A 20,653-nucleotide genomic window follows, 5' to 3' on the forward strand; every position below is an offset into this window, starting at 1 on the left:
AAATGGGATTAGACAGCAGACTTTGGACTTTCGCAGGGACGATAAACTCTAATCACGACTTTATCATCGGATTTTACACGGTGCTTACATTTTTACTCGCACTCATCATCGCTAAACTCGCCACACGCCGTTTGGAGCTCGTGCCAAGCGGTTTGCAAAATGTCGCGGAGGCGTTTTTGGGCGGTATCATATTTTTCGCAAAGGACGCCATCGGCGAAAAGCTCGCGCGAAAATATATCCCGCTCACCGCGACTTTGGCACTTATCATCTTTTTGGCAAATATGATTGGCATAATCCCGGGCTTTGAAGCACCAAGTTCAAGCTGGAGTTTTACGCTGACACTTGCGCTGATTGTGTTTTTCTACTACCATTTTGAGGGCATTCGCAAAAATGGATTTGCGCACTATTTTGGGCATTTTATGGGACCGCTAAAAGCACTCGCCCCGCTAATGTTCCCCGTAGAAATTATCTCGCATTTCTCGCGCATAATCTCGCTTTCTTTTAGGCTTTTTGGCAACATTAAGGGCGATGATATTTTCTTACTTGTGATGCTAATGCTAGTGCCGTGGGTTGCGCCACTGCCGGCGTTTGCGATACTTACATTTATGGGGATTTTGCAGGCGTTTATTTTTATGATTTTGACTTATGTTTATCTTGCTGGTGCGATTATTTTAGATGAAGAATCGCATTAAAAAGCGGCGAGATTCTGCGAAAAACGCAGAATCTAATGGCGATTTTGCGCTAGATTCTGCGGGAGAATCCACCGCAGATTCTGCGATTTTACTTAAAAACGAAGCATTTTTATACAATCTAAAAAGCATCGGCATTATCATCGAAATGCTGATTGGCGCGATTTTAGGCATTGCGCTGTGCTTTGGATTTTTCTTTGCGTTTTTCGTGGTGCGCGGGAGTTTGCTAGTCTCGCTTGGGATATTTTTTATCATTTTAATCATCGCGGCATTTGCGATTTTGGTGCTAAAATGTATGTTTGTTTTAGTGGGGTTGAAACTGCGAGAAATAAGGATTTTGGAGAAAATATGAGAAAGATATTTGCGATTTTTTTATTTAGCGTGTTTTGCTTTGGCGTGGAATTAAGGGAGGGCGTGGATTATGAAACGCTAAAAACGCCCATTTTAGGCGCGGAGAAGTCCGTCATTGAGATTTTTAACTATGCCTGTCCTTTTTGCTACAAATATGAAAAAATCACACCGCAAATCGCCCGCGCGCTCCCCAAAGATGCGGTTTTTAAGGCGTATCATTTATGGCGAAATGATGATGAGAAAGTCACAAGCGAAGTTTTGGCGGTGGCGATGATAAAAGATGAAGCGGATGGCGTTTCGATTTTTAGCGCAGATTCTGCGTTTTATAGGGCAAAAAGTGCGTATTTTGTCGAGTATCACGAGAAAAGGACGCAGTTTGATAGGGAGAAGTTTTTGCAAATCGGACTTAAAGCAAGTGGGATTGCGGAAAAAGACTTTAAAAACGCGCTACAAAATCAAAAAGTGATAGTTTTGCTAAAAGCGTGGGAGGCGGGATATGAGGCGGCAAGAGTGCAGGGAATCCCCGCATTTGTGGTAAATGGCAAGTATTTAATTCTCGCAAGTGCCATAAAATCCGCGCAGGATTTGGTGGATAAAATCAACATATTGCTTGAAAAATAATGCGTAGATTCTGCGATTTTGCGGACATTTGCAGAATCTTATTTAGATTCTGCGAAGTGTAAATTTGCAAGAGTTAAACTTATGGAGATTCTGCGATGGGTGGATTTTTAGGGCAGATTCTGCGAAATTTGCAGAAAATAAAGAGAATTTGTGATTTGCAAAATTTAAAGATTCTGCGAAATTCAAACATTCCGCCAAATTCGCAGAATCTCAATATTCCCCCAAACCCACAAAATCCAAATATTTTCCAAAATTCGCAGAATCTCAAACGCGAGTTTCCCCAAACCACGCACAATCTTCCCCACAATCTTTATCGCCTCCAAAATACTCGCATTTTTTGGGGGATTTTGATTGTGCTTTGCGTGGGACTTGTGGCATTTGCGCATTTTTTGCAATATTATTTATTTATGCGCCCTTGCGCTCTGTGCGTGTATATTCGCTATGCGTTTTTGGTGGTTGCGCTTGGCGGGGCATTTGCGCTATTAAATCCGCAGAATCTTTTTTTAAAAATCATCGCCTACATTGTGGCGATTTTTGGCGCGGTGCGCGGGATGATGTTTAGCATAAAACTAAATGCGATTTATGACGCGCTTCGCAGCGATGAAATTTTTGGCACTGCGGGGTGCGCTTTTAGGGCGCAGTTTGACTTTGGAGTGCCGCTTGATAGGTGGCTGCCAAGTATTTTTGCGCCAAGTGGGGATTGTGGCGTGGATTATCCTATGCCACCGCAGGGGGCGAGTTTTAGCGCGGTGCAACAATCTTTAATCGAACTTTACAGCGATGGATGGTATCTAATCCCAAGTTTGAAGTTTGGCACGATGGCGGAGTGCGCTTTGTTTGCGTTTTGCGCTATTTTTGCCATTCTTTTGGCGATGGCGATTATCGCGCTATATACTAAACTCGCTTATCGGGCTATATCCTAAACTCGCTTAGTGCCTTATTCAAATCATCGCTCTTTGCCTCCAAATCGCTAGAAGTCTCTTGACATTTTTTGCTAATATCCGCTAGCTCATTGATATTTGAATCAATCGCAATGCCGTTATTTATGAGATTTGAAATGCTATCATTTACTTTATTTGCTATCTCTTGGGATTGCGCGAATTGGGCGATTGCGGTGTTTATGATATTTGAGAGATTTGCGATATTTTCTTGCATAATCGCAGAATCTGCGGATAACTTCTCCATTTTTTCAAAACTCTGCTCCATATCTTCGATAACATCGCTAATGGACTGCAAAATCGCATTTATCACCACGCCTGTTTCATTTACGGATTTGCTTGTTTTCTCGCTTAGCTTTCGCACTTCATCCGCCACCACCGCAAATCCACGCCCGTGCTCACCTGCGCGTGCCGCCTCAATCGCCGCATTTAGTGCCAAAAGATTCGTCTGCTCGGCGATTTCTGTGATTGAAGTTAGCACGATTTTTATGCTCTTTGCTTCGTTTGCAAGTCCTTGTATTTTCTCAACATTGCTTTTTTCGTTTTCTGCGTTTGATAAAATCTCTTTGCTGATGGTTTGGATTGTTTTTTGCGTCTGCCCTGCGGTTGATAGCACTTTTTGCAATTCATCTTTTGCCAAATTTGATAACTCTATGCTTTTATCGATATTTGCGCGAGAAGTCGCACCTAGCGCGGTATTATGTTCGCTAATGCCCTGCACTTGCGCGATTTTTGCCTTGATATTTTCTGAAATCTTATTTAACGCCTCCGCTACGCTTTGATTTTGGCGAATCGCACCAAAAATCTTTGCAAAAATATCATTTATGTAGCGCAAAAATGTATTCACTGAATCTGCCATTTTGCCGACTTCATCGTGCGAATTTATGGTGATTTTTTCATTTATCGCTTTGTTTGTGATGATGAAATGTAGTTTGGCATTCACATTCTCTAAATTTTGCAAAATATTTTTGGTAATCATCACGCAAAGCGCGATTGTCGCCACAAGCACGATGATTGCAAGTGCCAAAATTTTATAGAAATAATTTTGCTGATTTTGCGTTTTGCTTAAAAGTGCGCTTTGGAGGTTATTTGCGATATTATCCTCGATATTTTTTAGCAAGTCGATTTTTTGTGTGATGGTATCAAACCACAGCTTCGCAGGGACGCCATAATCGCCTTTTAGATAGTTTCGCTTCAATGCGTTACGCAGTTCATCGACTTTTTTAGTGCTTTTTGACTTCTGCACCTCGCTAAATAAATCCACACTTTTTTCATCGCCAAAGTCCAAAAATACGTCATTATGCACCTTTTGCTTTGTTAAAAGGCTGATGAAAGTTTCATATTGCACCGCATTCGCGGGGGCATTTGCCGCAAAAATCGCATTGCCCGTTGCGCGCTCTAATCCCGCACTTTCTTTGCCATACAAAAAAATTCATATAACTTATCATTTGCAAGGTGGTGGCACTTTCATTTACTAACTTTGTGGATTCTACGATGGTGTGGAGCAGACTTGCAATCGTGCTTGTGTAGTAGCTAATAATGCTTTGCAAGGGCGCATTCGCAGAATCTAGCGTAGAATCTGCGCTTTTTCGTGTGGCATTTAGCGATTTTAGTGCGCTAAATCCATCATTTAGCAAGTTTTTGTGTTGCGCGCTTAAATTTGCGCCATCCACACTCGCGCTAAAATCCGCAAATGCCTTGTCAGTTAGCTGTCTTTGGGAGCGTAGCTCACCGCCAAAACTCGCCCCCTTGCTTGATATAAATCCCGCACTCAAACCCCGCTCTTTTTGCAATTCGTGCACAAGGGCGGAGAGCTTGGTAGAAATGGCGATTTGCGTTTGCAACTGCCTGTCATTTTTTAGCGCGTCATAATTTCGCAAAAGCAAAATCGCCATTAAAATCGCCATCGCCACAAGTGGCAACGCAACCAAAATCACAATTTTTGATTTGATATTTAGATTATTTAGCATTTTTACGCCTTTTTTGTTTGGGAATTTTGATTTGATATTTTATTAAAAAATGCTAAAAGATATCGTTTTTTTTTTTTTTTTTTTTTGAATTTAAGTGCAGAATCTACGCAGATTCTGCGAAATGTGGGAGATTCTGCGAATTTTGTGAAAAACGCAGAATCTAATAGATTTTTGTCATCGCGAGATTTGCGAATTTTTTGATTTTTTGCGAGATTTGACGAAGTCAAATCGTGGCAATCCATTTTGTCATTCTGAGCATAGCACGAAGTGCGAAGCGAAGAATCTATGTTTTGAGATATTTCGCTTCGCTCAATCCGTAGGATTTGCAAACGCAGTGAAGCAACCATATGACAATTTAAAATAGATTCTGCGATTTTCGTTTCATTTGCAGAATCTGCGAGATTTTCGCCGTTTTTTGGATTAGATTCGCTCGATTTTTCTCGCAAAAGGGCTGCACCCCCCTCCCCGCTCCCCCTACTCGCCAAAAGCTGCCGCTTTTCGCTTTTAGGGGGAGTGCCTCGCTTTTCCGCTTCTAGCAAAAAATCGGCGGGTGGCACTACTGCACCCTTGCTCCCGATTTTTTGCACCACGAAGCGGGCGAGATTCGGTTGCGCTTTGCGCGACTAATTTTTTTGTGGATTGCTTCGGCGAATCTTGCGATTCGCCTCGCAATGACGAAGTGGAGTGTTTTTGTCTGTCATTGCGAGATTCTGCGATTTTTTGTGAGATTCTGCGAAAGTTGTGAAAAACGCAGAATCTAATAAAATTTTTGTCATCGCGAGATTCTGCGAATTGTATTAAATTTATCCACCACCTTAATCCCCTTCCGCAAGGGAGGGGGAATTTTTAGATTCTGTGATTTTTCACGCTAGATTCTGCTGAATTTTGAGAAAAACGTAGAATCTGCATTACTTTCTGTCGTTGCGAGATTTGCGAAGCAAATCGTGGCAATCCATTTTATTTTTTTGGATTGCTTCGTTGCACTCGCTTTGCTTCGTGCGCCTCGCAATGACGAAGTGGGGTATTTTTGTCCGTCATCGCAAGATTCTGCGATTTTTTTGCGAGATTCTGCGAAATTTCGTGCGAATCGCAGAATCTAGCGCAGAATCTAAAACGGCATATCCAAATTTTCATCCCCATCAATCATCTTTGTAGGCATTTGCTCGCCCTCAACGCGCAAATCCTTATCCACAAAACGCGTAAATTTGGGAAACATCATAATCTTAATCGTCTTTAACTCGCCGTTGCGGTGTTTGCCGATGATTAGCTCCACTTCCTCGCTCTCCCCCTCCACGATGAGTGCCTCTTTAAATTCCTTGCCGTTTTTTTTGGCGTCCTCCATTCGTTTGCGCTGGTCGCGAATGTCATAAATTTGCCCACGATAGAGAAATAGCACGATGTCAGCGTCCTGCTCTATTGCGCCAGATTCGCGCAAATCGCTAAGCATTGGGCGTTTGTCATCGCGCGATTCAAGCATACGATTTAGCTGACTTAAAGCGATGATTGTGATTCCTAACTCACGGGCTAGATTTTTAAGCCCACGCGAGATTTCAGCGATTTCCAAATGCCTATCCTTGCTCCCCACACCACTCATAATCTGCAAATAATCAATCACCACAAGGGTGAGTTTTGGCTCTTTTAGCATAAGACGGCGGATTTTGGATTTTAGCGCGGAGATGTTTAGATTCGCGCCATCTTCGATGTGCAATCGCCACTCTGTCGCAATTTTTGTGCTAATGCTTTGCAAATATTGCCATTCATTGTCGCTTAGATTTGCGCTAATTAGCGTTTGCAAAGGGATATTTGATTCGATAGCAAAGATGCGTAGCATTAGCTGTTCTGCGCCCATTTCAAGGCTCACAAACGCCACTGCTTCATCGCGCTTCAATGTCGGCAAAATCGCATTTAGCGCAAACGCCGTTTTGCCCATACCCGGACGCGCGGCAAGGACGATGAGTTCGCCTTTTTTAAAGCCATTTGTCGTCATATCCAAGTATTTAAATCCCGTGCTAATGCCTTGAATCTGATTGCCTGACGCCTTATTTTCGTGCATATAATCAAGCGTAGAGGCGACAACGCTATGCGAGTCCCTAAAATCGCCCGTGTGGCTTTTGGATTCTAATTTGAAAACTTCTTTTTCGATATTGTCGATGATTTCAGCGGAGCTCATCGCATTTTCTTTGCTTTTTTCTTGAATGCAAATTGCCAAAGAATGCAATTTGCGCTTTAAGGCGATATTGCGAATTTCGCTTATGTAGCCCTTAATATCCACAATCGCGCTTGTTGCGACAATCTCTAAAAAATTTGCCTTAAAGTTTTCTAAATCCTTGCCTTTTTTGCCACAGCGCGTCAAAATGTAGTTGTTATCTAACGGCAAGTCAGCCTTGTAAAGTTCGCTCATCGTGGCAAAAACCGCGCCATTTTGCTCGTAAGAAAAGTCGCTTGAATCTAACTCGCTTTCAATCTCGCCAAAAATATTGGGATTGTAAAGGATTGAGGCTAAAAGTGCGCGTTCAAATGATATGCTTGAATCCATAAATCACCTGCAAATCTAATCAAATCTTTGCCACAAAACGCTACGAATCCGCCACAAATCTATTGCGAATCTGCCACGAATCGCCACACATTTGCCACGAATCCAAAATCCACGAATCGCCACAAAATCTTACACTTTGTAATTTTTGATGGATTTTTCTAAAATCTCAATCGCTTTTGCCTTGCCCTCGAAGTTTTTTAGCTTTACCCATTTGTTTGGCTCTAACATTTTGTAAGTCTCAAAGAAATTTTTGATTCGATTTAATGAAAGCTCACTTAAATCGCTAAAATCCTTTATATTGCTGTAACTTGGGTCAATTTTTTCGGTGGGTAGTGCCAAAAGTTTTTCGTCCATTCCGCTTTCATCTTCCATAATCAAAACGCCGATAATGCGACATTTGATGACGCTTCCTGCTTGAAGTGGATATTGATTTAGCACCAAAATATCCATAGGGTCGCCATCATCAGCCAAAGTCTGCGGGATAAAGCCGTAGTTTGCGGGATAATAAACCGCACTATACATTACTCTATCCACCATAATCGCGCCTGTGTCCTTATCGACTTCGTATTTCACGCTTGAACCATAAGGGATTTCAATCACCGCATTTACGAAATCTTTGCCACCATAAGTCAATTTACTTAAATCCATTTTTTTGTCCTTTTTGTTGAAATTTAAATGTAGATTCTGCGAATCTACTCTGATTTGTCATTGCGAGATTTGACGAAGTCAAATCGTGGCAATCCATTTTTTTATTTTTTGTGGATTGCTTCGATTCGCGTTGCGAATCTCGCAATGACGGCGTGGATTCATTTGCCATAAATCTCACGCCTTACTTTTGATAAACGCTTCCATTTCCGCGACAATCTCATCGATTGTGCGCTCACCATTGATTTGCTTTAAAATGCCAAGATTTTCATAAAACGCCTTTATTTGCGCTAGTGGCTCTAAATACACCTTCATACGATTTTTGAAAACCTCCGCATTATCATCGCTCCCACGCGCCCTACCGATAACCCTATCAAACGCCACCGATTCGCTAACCACAACTTCGATAACGCTTACTAGCGCAATTTCACTTTGCGCTTTTAGCACTTTGTCTAATGCCTCCATTTGCTCCACAGAGCGCGGATAGCCATCAATTAGAATCGTATCTTTGGGCGAATTTTTCAGCGCATTTACAATCGTATCTACGACAATTTCAAGCGGGACTAAATTGCCCTTTGAAGTGTATTTGTCAATCGTTTTGCCAAGTGGCGTCTCTTTTGCTACTTCTTCGCGCAACAAATCGCCCGTAGAATAATGCTTTATAAAATCGCCATTATTTTGCGCGATGATTTGCGCATCTGTGGTTTTGCCAGAGCCCGGCGCACCGATTATTAGAAACAATTTTTTCATATTTTTTACCTCCGTTTTTTATTTTGCTTTTTCTCGCACTCTTATGCCTAACTCTTTTAACTGCTCATCAGGGACGCTACTAGGTGCGCTTGTTAGCGGACAAATCGCCTTTTGCGTTTTGGGAAATGCGATGACATCGCGAATGCTAGGCTGTTTGGTAAGTAGCATTATTAGCCTATCAAAGCCAATCGCAATGCCTCCGTGCGGTGGCGCACCATATTGCAATGCTTCAAGCAAAAAGCCAAATTTATTTTTCGCCTCACTCTCACTAATGCCTAAAATCTCAAAGACTTTTTGCTGAATCTCATTTTTGTGAATCCTAATGCTCCCACCACCCAACTCAAAGCCATTTAGCACGACATCATAGGCGCGACTTGTCATCTCTAACGGATTGCCAGATTCAAGCCCTTTTGGCATTGTGAAAGGGTGATGAAGCGCGTAATATCGCCCATCATCAAACTCAAACATAGGAAAATCCACCACCCAAAGGAAATTTAGCTCATCTTTATCGATTAGTTTCATAATCTCAGCACATTTTAGGCGCAATCGTCCCATATAATCCAACACGATTTTTGCCTCACCCGCGCCAAAAAACACCAAATCGCCGTCCTTTAAATCTAATGCTTTTTTAAAAGATTCGCGCTTAGATTCGGCAACAAATTTCATTAGGGGACCCTTTATTTCTAGCGCGCCATTTTCACTTCGCACTTGCGAATCTCCCTGTCTAACTTGAATATATGCCAAACCTTTTGCGCCAAATTTGCGGACAAAATCCTCCATTTCATCTAACATTTTGCGCGTAAAAATATTGTTCCCATTTGGGATTTTTAGTGCTTTGAATCGATTTTTTTTCAAATCACCTGCGATATTTTTAAAAATCTCATTAGTTGAATCGCTAAAAAACTCGCCCACATCGCAAAGCGGGAGTGCGAATCGCAAGTCTGGCTTATCGCTACCATATTTCTCCATCGCTTCGTTGTAATCCATTCGTGGAAATGGCGTCTTAATCTTATGCCCACACGCGCCAAAAATATCGCTCAAAAGTTTCTCAGCGACTTCTATCACGGCATTTTCATCGCAAAAACTCATCTCAATGTCAATTTGCGTAAATTCAGGTTGCCTATCTGCGCGCAAATCCTCATCGCGGAAGCATTTTGCGATTTGAAAATATCTATCAAATCCGCTCATCATCAAAAGTTGCTTAAAAAGCTGCGGACTTTGCGGGAGCGCGAAAAACTCGCCATTGTAGATTCTACTAGGGACTAAAAAATCCCTTGCGCCCTCTGGTGTTGCCTTTGTCAAAATGGGCGTTTCGACTTCTAAAAAGCCCATAGATTCTAAACTAGTGCGCGTTTTTATGGCTATTTTAGAGCGAAGCGCGAAAGTGTCGTAATTTTTTTGAGAGCGCAAATCCAAATAGCGATATTTTAGCTTTAACTCTTCGCTTGTAGATTCTGCGCCTATTTCGATTGGTGGCGTTTTGCTTTTGTTTTCGATTGTGAGTTGCTCCACTACAACTTCAACTTTGCCCGTTTTTAGCTTTGGATTTTCTAATCCTGCGCCCCGTGCGCGGACTTTGCCACTAATGGATAGCACAAATTCATCTCTAATGCCCCCAGCACTCTCATAATCCTTGCAATTTAAATCAAAAACTAATTGCACGACACCGCTAAAATCGCGCAAGTCAATAAACACCACGCCTCCGTGATTGCGATATGAGTTGCACCACCCACAAAGGCGCACTTCTTTGCCAATGTCATTTTCGCTAACTTCGCCACATAATTTTGTCCGCATAATCCGCCTTTTTATTGAATTTAAAGTGGGACGCCAAGTGCTTGACGCAGTTCAAACTCTAACTCCACAGGTTTTAGTTTTGTTAAAAATGCGTCCGCTTTTAGCGACTTTGCAAGAGAGATATTTGACTCGCTACTCATCGAAGTATTCACAATCACGGGCAAATGCTTGTATTCATCGCTCTCTTTGATTTGCTTTAACACCTCAAAGCCACTTACCACAGGCATTTCTAAGTCCGTGATAATCGCACCGATGGTATCTAAACTTCGCTCATTGCGGAGATAATTTAGCAATTCTTTGCCATTTGGGAATGAATAATAGCGCAGTCCTAGCTTTTCAAGCAAAAGCTGCATAGACTTTGTCACCGAGCTAGAATCTTCTGCCAAAAGGACAATTTTATTGCTATCAATGCGCGTGATTGTCTGCATATCAAGGCTCTCTTGGTCGCGCACCATAGGGAAAATCTCGCCTAACATTTTCTCCACATCTAAAATCTGCACGATTTTGCCATCATCAAATTTCGTAGTCGCCACGACTTTGCCATCCTTTTGGAAGCCGTATTCACTGCCTGTGACGACTTCATCCCAGCTTCGCTGAATGATTCGCTTTACCGAATGTATCCGCAAGCCCACGGTGTAGCCACTAAAATCGCAAATTATTATGAGATACTGCTCTGAATCCACCGCAAAATCGTGCAAATCCTTTAATTTATCCTTCGGGTCAAAATACAGCCACCTACGCAAATCAAGCAATGGTATAGATTCGCCCCGCATTGTGATAAATCCAAGCACCACATCATTATCCTCGCCCTCTGTTTTTGTGAGAGTGTCCGTGTAATGCACCACTTCGCGCACTTTAAAGACATTTGTCGCGTATAATTCGCCCTCGTTTTCAAGCAAAAAGCACAAAAACTGCACTTCGTTCATCAAATGTAATTCTGTCGTTTTGGCTATTTCTTTTAGCACCATCGCCCCCGTGTTGAGAAATTTTTGAGAATTTTTGCAAAAATCTAAAAATAAAATTTGGCATTATACAATATTTTTTTTAATGTAAATAAATGAGCGCAGATTCTGCGAAAAATATGTGAAAATCGCAGAATCTAGATTGCCACGACTTGCAAGCAAGTCTCGCAATGACGAATTTAGCGCAGAATCTAATTCGCAGAATCTACCGCAAAATCGCCCCCTCTAACGCCTCTTTTTTAATTATCGTATTATCAAATTTCACAATGAGTAAATTTTCATTTTCATTCACATAACTTTCCAAAACGCCCTGCATTGCGTTGATTTCGGCGATTGATTTTATCTGCGATGAGATTTTCACATAGAGATTCTGCGAATTTTTTGGATTTTTTAGTGCCAAAAACGCCACAAACCACAGCGCAATCGCTATTATTACCACCCAAATTACAAGCACAAAATTAAATTTATCGATGATAAATCCGCCCAAAACTCCGCCCAAAAACGAACCCAAATATCCAAAAGTCGTAAAAATGCCTAGCGAGACGCTTTTATCTTGGATTTTGGGGTATTTTGAAGCGAGATTCTGCAAAATCGGCTCAGAGATACAAAACGCACAAAAAAACGCCACAACCCCCACTGCGTAGGTAAAAAGCGACTTTCCACCATCGCCAATGCCAATCAGTGCAAATGCCACGCCAAAAAGCGCGATTGAAAAAAGCAAAACTTCCTTTGGCAGCTTCTTTTTTTCTGCGATTATCATACTTGGTGGCAGTGCGAAAAGTCCCAGCACCGCGCTTAAACTAAACACTTTCCAAATGTCATTTTTATCCATTCCAAAGTGCGAAATAAGCATCACAGGGATAATCACAAAGGCAAAACTCATCAAAAACTTCTGCACTGCGATACTAACATTTAGCAATGCCAAGTTTTTATCGCAAAGCAGGGCAAAATGATTGCTTTTTGGTGTAGAGTAGCGTAAATTAGGACTTTTTGGCACGAGCACCCAAAGCGGAATAATGGCAATTAGCGATAAAAACGCCGTTAGCAAAAATAGCTTGTCCGTCCCATACCGCGCACCAAGCGCACTTCCTAAAATCATCGCAACAATAAAACTTATAAAAATGCAAACGCCCATAAACGCCATCGCCCCGCCACGCTTCTCTTCGCTAATCAAATCCGTGATATTTGCGCTAATCACGCTTCCAATCGCCCCTGCACCTTGCAAAATCCGCCCAAAAATCAGCATTTCAATACTCGTAGCAAAGGCGCAGATTATCGAGCCCACCGCAAAAATCAAAAGTCCAAAGGTAATCACCGCGCGCTTTTGAAACTTATCTCCCAAAATGCCAAATGGCACTTGAAAGATGATTTGACTAACCGCATACGCGCTAATTGCGATGCCTATGACACTCGCGCTATTTACGCCAAAATCCTGCACAAAAAGTGCCAAAGTCGGCATTACGACAAAAAGTCCAAAAAAGCGCAGTGCGGCGATGATTGAGAGCGAAGCGGTGATTTTAAACATTGGCAAACCTTAAATTTTAATGTGAAATTTTATGAATTTTTGGGGCATAATTTTACAAAAATTTTTGAATTTTTGGGATTAACTTATGATAATCATATTTTTTAGCGGAAATTTGCACAAGGCACGGGAGATTAAAGCGATTTTTGCGGATGCGGAAGTGCGGATTTATACGGAGTTTATGGATGCTTTTGAGGTGGTGGAAAATGGAAGCAGTTTCGCGGAAAATGCGGTGCTAAAAGTAAGTGCGCTACACAAAAAAATGATAAATTTGGCGCATTTAGATTCTGCGATTTTGCGCGAATTTGGGGAGAAAAAAGTGGTTTTGATGGCAGAGGATAGCGGGATTTGCGTGGATGCGCTACACGGAATGCCAAATATTTTTTCGGCACGATTTGCGAATTTGCCAAAAAATTTTATGGATTTCCACGCCTTTGCGGAGGGCAATTCCAAACTTTCCCCCTCCATTTTGGATGGCGATTTCAAACTTTTCCCCTCCCTTGTGGATGGCAAATCAGTTTGTTCCCCCTCCCTTACGAAGGGCAATTCCAAGATTTCCCCCTCCCTTGCGGAGGGGGTTAGGGGGTGGGTAGATTCAAGCGATAGTGAAAATATTGCGCGATTGATTAACGAGCTAAAAGCACGAAATTTAAGTGAATCAAGGGCGAAATTTGTATCGTGCGTAGCGTGTTGTGAAATATTTAAAAATCAATCGTGCGAAGCACCCAAAACTCGCCCGCTTCGTGGTGCAAAAAATCGGTTTCAAACGAGCAGTAGTGCGAGTGCCGATTTTTTGCTAGAAGCGGAAAAGCGAGGCACTCCCCCTAAAAGCGAAAAAGCGGCTGCTTTTTGGGAACACAATTTAAATGAAGTCGGGGGGAGCGGGAGGGGGGTGCAGCCCTTTTTGCGAGAAAAAACTAGCGAAACTGATTTAAAAAATGGCGAAAATGTTGCAGATTCTGCGCTAGATTCTGCGAATCAAACGAAAATCGCAGAATCTAACATAGATTGCCACGATTTTGCTACGCAAAATCTCGCAATGACGAAAAAACTCGCAGATTCTGCGAATCACATCAAAATCGCAGAATCTAGCAATGACAGCAAAGAGACAATCGCACTTACCACTCACGGCTTTTTAAATGGCAAAGTCATAACCGAGATTCGCGGACAAAACGGCTTTGGCTATGACCCAATTTTTGTCCCAAATGGCTTTGACAAAACACTTGCCGAACTCCCAAGCGAAGTCAAAAACGCGCTCTCACACCGCAGAAACGCGCTAGATTTAATGCGACTATTATTAAAATAATGCCCTTTATCCGCGAAAAATTCACGCTTGATTCGCCCAAAAAGGCGACAATCTTTTTGCAACAAACGCTAAAAATCACGCACAAAGAAGCGCAAAAGATGATTGACAAAGGCAGAGTTGAATGCAATGGTGCGATATTTAGCCAAAAAGCGGGATTTTTGAGTAGCGAAATTATTGTAAATCATTTTAGGGCGGAGGCGACAGAGTTAAAGCCCATTTTTGAAACGGCGGATTTTGCGGTGTTTGACAAACCTGCGGGACTTCTTACGCACCCAAAGGGGCGATTTTCTCACGCAAGTTTGCTTGATAGTATTCGCTTTCATTTGGGCGCAAATGCAAATCCCATAAATCGCCTTGATAGCGAGACTAGCGGACTTGTGATAGTGTCAAAAAACAAAAAAAGCGAAGTGATTTTAAAGCGACATTTTGAAATGCGCGAAGTTGAAAAAAACTATCTTGCAGTGGTTTTTGGGCGAGTTGAAAAATCTAAATTCTCCCCCTCCCTTGCGGAGGGGGATTTAGGGGGTGGGTTGAATCCGCAAAATATTAACAATGTAAAATTTGCAAATTATAATGAATTAGATTCTGCGAATCGCACAAAAAACGCAGAATCTAACATAGATTGCCACGATTCGGCTATCGCCGAATCTCGCAATGACGAAATTAACGCAGAATCTAATGCGAAAAATAAACAATCGAAGAGATTGCGGTGTTGCTTTGGATTATTTTCGCGTGAAACAAGCAAGATAGGACTGATTCGTCCATCGAGCGCAGTTTTATGCGAAAATAATTCAAATGAATACCCAAGACCAAATTGCCCACAAGATGCAGATTTTATCATAAATTTGCCACTCAAAGACGGGCAAAAAGGCGTGGATTTAGGCATTCGCACTTGCATTGACAAAAACGGCAGATTCGCCCAAAGCGCGATAAAAATTCTGCATTACGATTCGGCGCGAAATATCACGCATTTAAAGATTATGCCACTCACAGGGCGCACACATCAGATTCGCGCTCATTTGGCGCATATCGGGCATAGAATCGTAGGCGAGATGCTTTATGGCGTGGATGACAAAAATGCGCGGGATTTTTTGGATGGCAAAATCAACGGCGAAGCGCGAACGCAAATCTTTGGGGCAAATCGCCTAATGCTCCACGCCCAAAGTCTGCGCTTTTGCTATCAAAACAACGAATTTTTTATTCGCTCAAAAATGCCATTTAGTTTGCCTCCAAACTCGCATTTTGTGGATTGTGATTTTTAAAATTTGCCTTTGGTGTCTCTAAATTATCATTTGCATAGCAATACACGCACCCAAAGGGGCAAGTGTTATACGCGCCTATGTCTTTGCTTGCAATGCACCCGCATTCTTTGCGTTGCCCTTTGTCTTTTGTATTTTTTTTGGAGATTTTCTTAAATTTTTCGTCTTGATTTTGAAATTCAGGAAAACTCTGCTCTTTTTGATTGTTAGGATTCGTATCATATTCCCACCCAAGATAATCTAAAAGCTCTTTATCACAATCTTTTACAAAATCGCCTTGCTTTTCTATTTTTTGTTTAAGTAACTTTAAAATCAAATCATCGTCTATACATTTATTGTGAGTAATGTTATGTTTAGCCAAATCTATCTTTTCAGCGCAAGTGCTAATCGTAAAATTCCAGCCTTTTTTACTTTTAAGTTCGCTTAATTTTTGTGCAAATTCATTCATCGATTCAGCATTCCATTCTATGTATTTTATACCTGCTTTGTGCATATTTCGCCCCGTTTTACCATAAATATCCAAAAAAGAAAATACAAATTTTTCCGTGTGATTTTTTAGCTCATCGCCGATAAATTCTATCTTTTCAAGCAAATTTTGCAACGATATTTCATCGCTTAAAATTAGCGGGTCAAAACGCCAAATAATCCTATCTTTGCCGATTTGCTCACTTAAATTTTTAAAGCATTCTATACGCTTATTTAGATTTGGCAGATTCTGCTCGATATTTTTATCATAATCATTTAGCGTATATTGAAAATAAAAAATGGGTATATTTTCTTTGACAAAATCCAAATGTTTGAAAAAGTTTTGCGGATACTTGCTCCAAAACACCACCGCACGAGCTTTTTTAAGAGAGATTGTATCACGCTCACTATTAGTGCCTTTAAATGGATTTTTCCATTTACATTCGCCCTTTTGCCATTTATCCACAAACCAATCGCCAAAAAATCCTGCAATATCCGTTGCGCGTGAAGCTGAAATGATTATAGGTTCAGTAGGTTTATCGCTCATATTTTTCTCCCTTATAAATTACATTGAAATATATATTCATATCGCTTAATAGCGCGATGATATTTGTTATCAAATATATCGTTTTTATTGTGCGAAATTAGCTCTGCATTGTAGTTTTCTTTGAAATGTTGATAGAATAAATCTAACCTTACTTGCGTATTATTATAAGGCGGACTTACGCAAATAAATATATTTTGCCCCTTATTTGCGCTTGAAATCTTATCATAAAACGCTCTATCTAGCCTAAAATTCGTCAAATCCAACACATTAGAAAAAATATGTAAAGTTATATTTTGCCCAATCAGTTCTAAATCTCTTATTTTTATATCATCTAAGCCTTTATTAAACGCCCTTATTTGATTTTCGCTAATGCCAAGTAGATTTAAATGTAAAATCCCCCTTGATAACGCCACACTTGAAGGCTCTATGAGAATTATGTGATTTATTTTGGCATTTAGATTGTGATTGTTTATAAAATCTAAAAACACGCAACTACCCAAAGCCTGTCCGCAACCATAATCGATGATATTGATATTTTTATCATTTAGATTCACAGCATTGCATAGAGTTTTAAAACTTGCATTTAGTTTTATTTGGTGCATTAGTCCAAAAATGCCTAAATAGCAAATTAGCTCATTTGGATTTTGCAAAATTTTTTTGCCACGCCCCAAATCGCATTTAGTTTTATTTTTCTTGCAATAATCTAAAATTTTATCAAAATTTATATGGCGAATCTGCCTTAAAGAAGTCGCATAATCGCTAGATTCGATTGTGATTTTGATATTTTGCGCGATGATTTTAGATTCGCTATCAAATGCTTGTAATAGCGCATTTCTTGCGGTGATATAATCATTTGGTAGATTCTGCAAAATCTCCACCAAATAAGTCGCCAAATGCGACTTTTCATCGCAATTTTGCCACAACGATTGCAATAAAGATTGATTATTGGACTTTTCAAAATATTTTAGATAAAGATAGATAAATTCTTCGTTTATATCACTGATATTTTGCCCATCATAAAGATTTGCAAGATTTTCAAAATGCGCCCGAAACTCGCTTGGATTGTCGATGACATTTTTAGCAAAATCTAACCATTTGTTTGTGTGATTTTGTCGTCTTAAAAAATCATAAATGCACTTAAATTCAAACTTGCAATTTACTTCATAATAGATTCGCGCAAAAAGTTCTATCAAATGCGCATCGTTGCGGTATAAAGAATCCAAATTTTTATGCAGATTTTCAAAAGATTTGCTTAAAGATTCTCTATTTTGCATTAAATCTACTTTGCTTGTAATTTCAAACTCTTCGTAGCATTCTTGCAAATTATGCGTAGCAGTGGCGTTTAGGACGCTTAAAATTTTAGTCATTTTTTAGCTTTTTAATTGCTTTTTTGATAGATTCGATTGAATTTTTAAATGCTCTTTTGGTGTATTTAATTAAGTTTTTGAATGCTCTTTTAATAGATTCGATTAAGTCTTTAAATGCTCTTTTTAAAATGGATTTTAATTTTATGTCATTTTGTAATTGCAAGTAATTTGAATCTAATTCTTTTTTAAGGTTTGTATTTTCAACTTGTAGTTTGCTTATTTTGTCTAATAATTGCAAGTTGTTTGAATCTATTTTAGAATCTAACTCTTTATTTTTCTCTTGTAAATTATTGATTTCGCTTTGTGATTGTGAATGCTTCGAATCTAATTCTTTTTTAAGATTTTCTGTTTTTTCTGTAAATTCAATTTTTAATGTTTCGTTTTCTAATTTCAGCGTTTCTTTTAATGCTTTATTTTCATTTTGTAATTGCAAATATTTCGAATCTATTTTCGAATCTAATTCTTTATTTTGCTCTTGCAAATGCAAATGATTTAAATCTATTTCTTTTTTAAGGTTTTCATTTTCGATTTGCAATTTCTCTGCTTTGCTTTGCAAATCATTTATTTCGCCCTGTAATTGCAAGTGATTTGAATCGATTTTCAAATCTAACTCTTTATTTTTTTCTTGCAAATGCAAGTGATTCGAATCTATTTTGGCGTTTATTTCATTGCTTAACTTTTCTAATTGTTCTTTGTATTTGCTTTGCGAATCGCTTATTTTGTCGTGTAAATAGATAGATAAATTATTAGGATGCTCACTAAAAACCCTACTACTATCTTTTATAAAATCAATAATTTCTTTATTCAGATTCTGCGTTTTTGGATTCTGCGTCCAAACAAAGCTATATATGTTTTCAATGATTCTCAAATCAAATTTATTAAATTCAAATTTGATTTTTTTATTTAATTCTTGTTTGGCAAAGTTGCTATATCCCACAAAATACCCAAGCGCGAAATAAAATTTATTTTCACTAGGCAATCTATATGGCTCAACTTGCAATAAATCGCTTAATTTTTTACTTGCTTCATCGCCACAATAATATGAAATCTGTGCCAAAATATCCATCAACTCATCATCTTGTTTAAGTGGCATCCCCAATAAGTCCGCTTTATATTTAAGATTATTTTCATCTGCATAATGTCGCACATCATCTATTAGCATTTTGCCTTCTAAAAATGGTTTGATTTTCTCAAACTCTCTAAAAGGCATTTGCGATTTACCCAAAAAATAATCCAAATATTCAAAAACGCAGGGCAGATTTTCATCGCCATTTGCTTTATAGCGCAAAAATGCCATCGCACCCAAATATCTATCAAATTCTTTTAATTTATCCATATTAGATTCGCGCGCTTTAATATCTAAATTATGAAATTTCTCTAATGTTTTAACTGCACACATATCTCTTAAAACAAATGCCGTTTGCAATTCTATCGTGCCTATCGTTTGCTCTAATTGCTCTTTGTTTTCAAATATAATCGCCCCTGTGCGCGATAAAGGCAAGGGAGATTCGTATAAGAAAAAGTCATTTTCTAGTGATTTTAGGCTATCTTTTTCAGATTCGCTCAATGCAACGCCTATACACACATTGTCGCTATCAAAGCAAAATGGTTTTTTGCGTAAGATAATGTTTTCAATGATTGCTTTGTTTAGATAATCCGCCACATTCACCGACTTTATCGAAAAGTAAAATTTTTGCATACTCTATCCTTTAAAATGGGATTTCATCATCAATATCTATTATGGGATTTTGCCTAGTTTCAATCTTATAAGTATTGCTGTCTTTTAAAAAATCTATCTTGGTATTTGCAACCAAATATAAATTTTCCTTTGCTCTTGTCATAGCGACATATAGGGCTTTTCGTTGTGTTAAGGTTTCGCTTTTATATTTCTTATCAAAGCATTTTTCATAGTTTTCAAAGTCTGGGATTATCACAGTATCAAATTCCAAACCCTTTGCCGAATGAAAAGTGGTGATATGAAGTGAGCTTAATTGTGGATTAACATATTTGCCATTATTATCAACAAGCAAAGCATAGTAATAAGAATGCTTTATATCCTTTTGCTTTAAAATCCTATGATATTTTTCAACATTTGCTCGACTATAACATAAAATAGCAATATTATGGCTTGTAGAATTTGCATTATCGTTGATAATATCAAAGATAAAATCCACGCCAATGCAAAGCGTAGGTTTGCTACCCATCTTTCTTTGCTTTAAAGATTCAAGCTCCTCTGGTGTATAAAGCGTTGGATGCCAATTTTTAACGATAAAATTTAAAATATTAAAAGTGCTTCTAAAAATAACTTCAAGTTCATATTGATTATTTGTTTGGAGTAAATTTTCAAGTTCGTTTTTTTTCGGTTCTGTTTTTGTAGATTTGTTGTTTAAAATCCGCACCTACGCTTAAAGATTCTGCTTTATTTTTGATTGTTGTAAGCCAATCTATTTCTAAATCTTGCGCTTCATCAATGATGATTTCTTTGTAATTTTGCTTATTTTTGTCACAAAAACTTATAGCACAATGAATCTCATTTGTATTTAAATTTTCTCCCCTAACAACGCTCTTTGTGTATTCTTTTAATGTTTTTGTATAAGTGATATAGGCAAATGGGGGGGGGGGGGGAATCGCCATTGCTACTTTTTAGGCGATTTATATAGCGATATATCAAACACACAGATTTGCCACTCCCAGCTAGTCCGCTAATAAAAATCGGTTTTATATCATTTACAGCAATGCGTTGTTGGTGTGTTAAATCGGTAAGCTTTGGCAATCGCACATAATAACCACTCATCAAAATCCTTTGCAATAAAAATGCGGATTATACTATATTTTTTGCTATTTTGACAATAAAAATCAGTTCAAAATTTACGCCAAATCCACCTTTTAAAATTTAACGAACGCTAAATTTTATAAAATCTTTATCGCAGA

The 20,653-nt window shown here is 39.2% G+C and carries 23 protein-coding genes; 6 read left to right on the forward strand and 17 right to left on the reverse strand.

The window, feature by feature from the left end:
- Positions 1-2 precede the first annotated feature (2 nt).
- From ACWIUD_RS10120 to dsbI, 4 genes are all read left to right on the forward strand, one after another.
- Complete coding sequence (locus ACWIUD_RS10120; RefSeq protein ID WP_454134706.1) at positions 3-692, forward strand: F0F1 ATP synthase subunit A; 690 nt, start codon at positions 3-5, stop codon at positions 690-692.
- Positions 676-1,041, forward strand: coding sequence for a hypothetical protein (locus ACWIUD_RS10125; RefSeq protein WP_454148794.1), 366 nt, complete (start codon positions 676-678; stop codon positions 1,039-1,041). The genes ACWIUD_RS10120 and ACWIUD_RS10125 overlap by 17 nt, the downstream gene beginning before the upstream one ends.
- Positions 1,038-1,661 (forward strand): thiol:disulfide interchange protein DsbA/DsbL, encoded by a 624-nt coding sequence (locus ACWIUD_RS10130; RefSeq protein ID WP_454148795.1) that lies wholly within the window; start codon positions 1,038-1,040, stop codon positions 1,659-1,661. Before ACWIUD_RS10125 ends, ACWIUD_RS10130 begins: the two co-directional genes overlap by 4 nt.
- Positions 1,662-1,756: 95 nt before the next feature.
- Positions 1,757-2,584: a protein-disulfide oxidoreductase DsbI gene (gene dsbI, locus ACWIUD_RS10135; protein WP_454148796.1), complete on the forward strand. Its 828-nt coding sequence runs from the start codon at positions 1,757-1,759 to the stop codon at positions 2,582-2,584.
- Here dsbI and ACWIUD_RS10140 read toward each other — a convergent pair.
- The 12 genes from ACWIUD_RS10140 to ACWIUD_RS10195 form a co-directional block, all read right to left on the reverse strand.
- Complete coding sequence (locus ACWIUD_RS10140) at positions 2,574-4,025, reverse strand: methyl-accepting chemotaxis protein (RefSeq protein ID WP_454148797.1); 1,452 nt, start codon at positions 4,023-4,025, stop codon at positions 2,574-2,576. The genes dsbI and ACWIUD_RS10140 overlap by 11 nt on opposite strands.
- Positions 3,937-4,569, reverse strand: a complete 633-nt coding sequence (locus tag ACWIUD_RS10145; RefSeq protein WP_454148798.1) for a nitrate- and nitrite sensing domain-containing protein — start codon at positions 4,567-4,569, stop codon at positions 3,937-3,939. Before ACWIUD_RS10145 ends, ACWIUD_RS10140 begins: the two co-directional genes overlap by 89 nt.
- Positions 4,570-4,571: 2 nt before the next feature.
- The gene (locus ACWIUD_RS10150) at positions 4,572-5,126 is read right to left on the reverse strand and encodes a hypothetical protein (protein ID WP_454148799.1); all 555 of its coding nucleotides are present in this window, start codon (positions 5,124-5,126) and stop codon (positions 4,572-4,574) included.
- Positions 5,127-5,192: 66 nt separating this feature from the next.
- A complete protein-coding gene (locus ACWIUD_RS10155; RefSeq protein WP_454148800.1) occupies positions 5,193-5,345 on the reverse strand; it encodes a hypothetical protein in 153 nt (50 codons plus the stop codon).
- Positions 5,346-5,526: 181 nt separating this feature from the next.
- Positions 5,527-5,703, reverse strand: coding sequence for a hypothetical protein (locus tag ACWIUD_RS10160; protein WP_454148801.1), 177 nt, complete (start codon positions 5,701-5,703; stop codon positions 5,527-5,529).
- Positions 5,678-7,105, reverse strand: coding sequence for a replicative DNA helicase (gene dnaB, locus ACWIUD_RS10165; protein ID WP_454148802.1), 1,428 nt, complete (start codon positions 7,103-7,105; stop codon positions 5,678-5,680). The genes ACWIUD_RS10160 and dnaB overlap by 26 nt, the downstream gene beginning before the upstream one ends.
- A 129-nt stretch (positions 7,106-7,234) precedes the next feature.
- Complete coding sequence (gene ppa, locus ACWIUD_RS10170; RefSeq protein WP_454148803.1) at positions 7,235-7,753, reverse strand: inorganic diphosphatase; 519 nt, start codon at positions 7,751-7,753, stop codon at positions 7,235-7,237.
- Positions 7,740-7,922, reverse strand: a complete 183-nt coding sequence (locus tag ACWIUD_RS10175) for a hypothetical protein (protein ID WP_454148804.1) — start codon at positions 7,920-7,922, stop codon at positions 7,740-7,742. Before ACWIUD_RS10175 ends, ppa begins: the two co-directional genes overlap by 14 nt.
- Positions 7,923-7,927: 5 nt before the next feature.
- Positions 7,928-8,500, reverse strand: a complete 573-nt coding sequence (locus ACWIUD_RS10180; RefSeq protein ID WP_454148805.1) for an adenylate kinase — start codon at positions 8,498-8,500, stop codon at positions 7,928-7,930.
- An 18-nt stretch (positions 8,501-8,518) separates the two neighbouring features.
- On the reverse strand, positions 8,519-10,294 hold the full coding sequence (aspS, locus tag ACWIUD_RS10185; RefSeq protein WP_454148806.1) for an aspartate--tRNA ligase: 1,776 nt from the start codon (positions 10,292-10,294) through the stop codon (positions 8,519-8,521).
- Between the two features lie 20 nt (positions 10,295-10,314).
- Positions 10,315-11,259, reverse strand: a complete 945-nt coding sequence (locus ACWIUD_RS10190; protein ID WP_454148807.1) for a chemotaxis protein CheW — start codon at positions 11,257-11,259, stop codon at positions 10,315-10,317.
- 202 nt (positions 11,260-11,461) lie between these two features.
- Positions 11,462-12,781, reverse strand: a complete 1,320-nt coding sequence (locus tag ACWIUD_RS10195) for an MFS transporter (RefSeq protein ID WP_454148808.1) — start codon at positions 12,779-12,781, stop codon at positions 11,462-11,464.
- Between the two features lie 85 nt (positions 12,782-12,866).
- On the opposite strand from ACWIUD_RS10195, the gene ACWIUD_RS10200 reads away from it, so the two are divergent.
- Positions 12,867-14,084 (forward strand): non-canonical purine NTP pyrophosphatase, encoded by a 1,218-nt coding sequence (locus ACWIUD_RS10200; protein WP_454148809.1) that lies wholly within the window; start codon positions 12,867-12,869, stop codon positions 14,082-14,084.
- A complete protein-coding gene (locus ACWIUD_RS10205) occupies positions 14,084-15,346 on the forward strand; it encodes an RluA family pseudouridine synthase (protein WP_454148810.1) in 1,263 nt (420 codons plus the stop codon). Before ACWIUD_RS10200 ends, ACWIUD_RS10205 begins: the two co-directional genes overlap by 1 nt.
- On the opposite strand, the gene ACWIUD_RS10210 is transcribed toward ACWIUD_RS10205, so the two are convergent.
- The 5 genes from ACWIUD_RS10210 to ACWIUD_RS10230 form a co-directional block, all read right to left on the reverse strand.
- Positions 15,303-16,355, reverse strand: coding sequence for a DUF1848 domain-containing protein (locus ACWIUD_RS10210; RefSeq protein ID WP_454148811.1), 1,053 nt, complete (start codon positions 16,353-16,355; stop codon positions 15,303-15,305). The genes ACWIUD_RS10205 and ACWIUD_RS10210 overlap by 44 nt on opposite strands.
- An 11-nt stretch (positions 16,356-16,366) precedes the next feature.
- Positions 16,367-17,722, reverse strand: coding sequence for a hypothetical protein (locus tag ACWIUD_RS10215; protein ID WP_454148812.1), 1,356 nt, complete (start codon positions 17,720-17,722; stop codon positions 16,367-16,369).
- Positions 17,715-19,421 carry a hypothetical protein gene (locus ACWIUD_RS10220; protein WP_454148813.1) on the reverse strand — a complete coding sequence of 569 codons (1,707 nt, stop codon included), beginning with the start codon at positions 19,419-19,421 and terminating at the stop codon, positions 17,715-17,717. Before ACWIUD_RS10220 ends, ACWIUD_RS10215 begins: the two co-directional genes overlap by 8 nt.
- A gap of 10 nt (positions 19,422-19,431) precedes the next feature.
- Positions 19,432-19,926: a 3'-5' exonuclease gene (locus tag ACWIUD_RS10225; protein ID WP_454148814.1), complete on the reverse strand. Its 495-nt coding sequence runs from the start codon at positions 19,924-19,926 to the stop codon at positions 19,432-19,434.
- A 350-nt stretch (positions 19,927-20,276) separates the two neighbouring features.
- On the reverse strand, positions 20,277-20,516 hold the full coding sequence (locus ACWIUD_RS10230) for a hypothetical protein (protein WP_454148815.1): 240 nt from the start codon (positions 20,514-20,516) through the stop codon (positions 20,277-20,279).
- Positions 20,517-20,653: the final 137 nt, after the last annotated feature.

Source organism: Helicobacter sp. 23-1044 (assembly GCF_053654695.1).

What these genes read in the sequence shown, in the direction of transcription:
- ACWIUD_RS10120 (WP_454134706.1), top strand. Translation starts at nt 3, where the DNA reads ATGGGATTAGACAGCAGACTTTGGACTTTCGCAGGGACGATAAACTCT.
- ACWIUD_RS10125 (WP_454148794.1), top strand. Translation starts at nt 676, where the DNA reads ATGAAGAATCGCATTAAAAAGCGGCGAGATTCTGCGAAAAACGCAGAA.
- ACWIUD_RS10130 (WP_454148795.1), top strand. Translation starts at nt 1,038, where the DNA reads ATGAGAAAGATATTTGCGATTTTTTTATTTAGCGTGTTTTGCTTTGGC.
- dsbI (WP_454148796.1), top strand. Translation starts at nt 1,757, where the DNA reads ATGGGTGGATTTTTAGGGCAGATTCTGCGAAATTTGCAGAAAATAAAG.
- ACWIUD_RS10145 (WP_454148798.1), bottom strand. Translation starts at nt 4,569, where the DNA reads ATGCTAAATAATCTAAATATCAAATCAAAAATTGTGATTTTGGTTGCG.
- ACWIUD_RS10155 (WP_454148800.1), bottom strand. Translation starts at nt 5,345, where the DNA reads ATGACAAAAATTTTATTAGATTCTGCGTTTTTCACAACTTTCGCAGAA.
- ACWIUD_RS10160 (WP_454148801.1), bottom strand. Translation starts at nt 5,703, where the DNA reads ATGAAAATTTGGATATGCCGTTTTAGATTCTGCGCTAGATTCTGCGAT.
- dnaB (WP_454148802.1), bottom strand. Translation starts at nt 7,105, where the DNA reads ATGGATTCAAGCATATCATTTGAACGCGCACTTTTAGCCTCAATCCTT.
- ppa (WP_454148803.1), bottom strand. Translation starts at nt 7,753, where the DNA reads ATGGATTTAAGTAAATTGACTTATGGTGGCAAAGATTTCGTAAATGCG.
- ACWIUD_RS10175 (WP_454148804.1), bottom strand. Translation starts at nt 7,922, where the DNA reads ATGGCAAATGAATCCACGCCGTCATTGCGAGATTCGCAACGCGAATCG.
- ACWIUD_RS10180 (WP_454148805.1), bottom strand. Translation starts at nt 8,500, where the DNA reads ATGAAAAAATTGTTTCTAATAATCGGTGCGCCGGGCTCTGGCAAAACC.
- aspS (WP_454148806.1), bottom strand. Translation starts at nt 10,294, where the DNA reads ATGCGGACAAAATTATGTGGCGAAGTTAGCGAAAATGACATTGGCAAA.
- ACWIUD_RS10195 (WP_454148808.1), bottom strand. Translation starts at nt 12,781, where the DNA reads ATGTTTAAAATCACCGCTTCGCTCTCAATCATCGCCGCACTGCGCTTT.
- ACWIUD_RS10200 (WP_454148809.1), top strand. Translation starts at nt 12,867, where the DNA reads ATGATAATCATATTTTTTAGCGGAAATTTGCACAAGGCACGGGAGATT.
- ACWIUD_RS10205 (WP_454148810.1), top strand. Translation starts at nt 14,084, where the DNA reads ATGCCCTTTATCCGCGAAAAATTCACGCTTGATTCGCCCAAAAAGGCG.
- ACWIUD_RS10210 (WP_454148811.1), bottom strand. Translation starts at nt 16,355, where the DNA reads ATGAGCGATAAACCTACTGAACCTATAATCATTTCAGCTTCACGCGCA.
- ACWIUD_RS10215 (WP_454148812.1), bottom strand. Translation starts at nt 17,722, where the DNA reads ATGACTAAAATTTTAAGCGTCCTAAACGCCACTGCTACGCATAATTTG.
- ACWIUD_RS10220 (WP_454148813.1), bottom strand. Translation starts at nt 19,421, where the DNA reads ATGCAAAAATTTTACTTTTCGATAAAGTCGGTGAATGTGGCGGATTAT.
- ACWIUD_RS10225 (WP_454148814.1), bottom strand. Translation starts at nt 19,926, where the DNA reads ATGGGTAGCAAACCTACGCTTTGCATTGGCGTGGATTTTATCTTTGAT.
- ACWIUD_RS10230 (WP_454148815.1), bottom strand. Translation starts at nt 20,516, where the DNA reads ATGAGTGGTTATTATGTGCGATTGCCAAAGCTTACCGATTTAACACAC.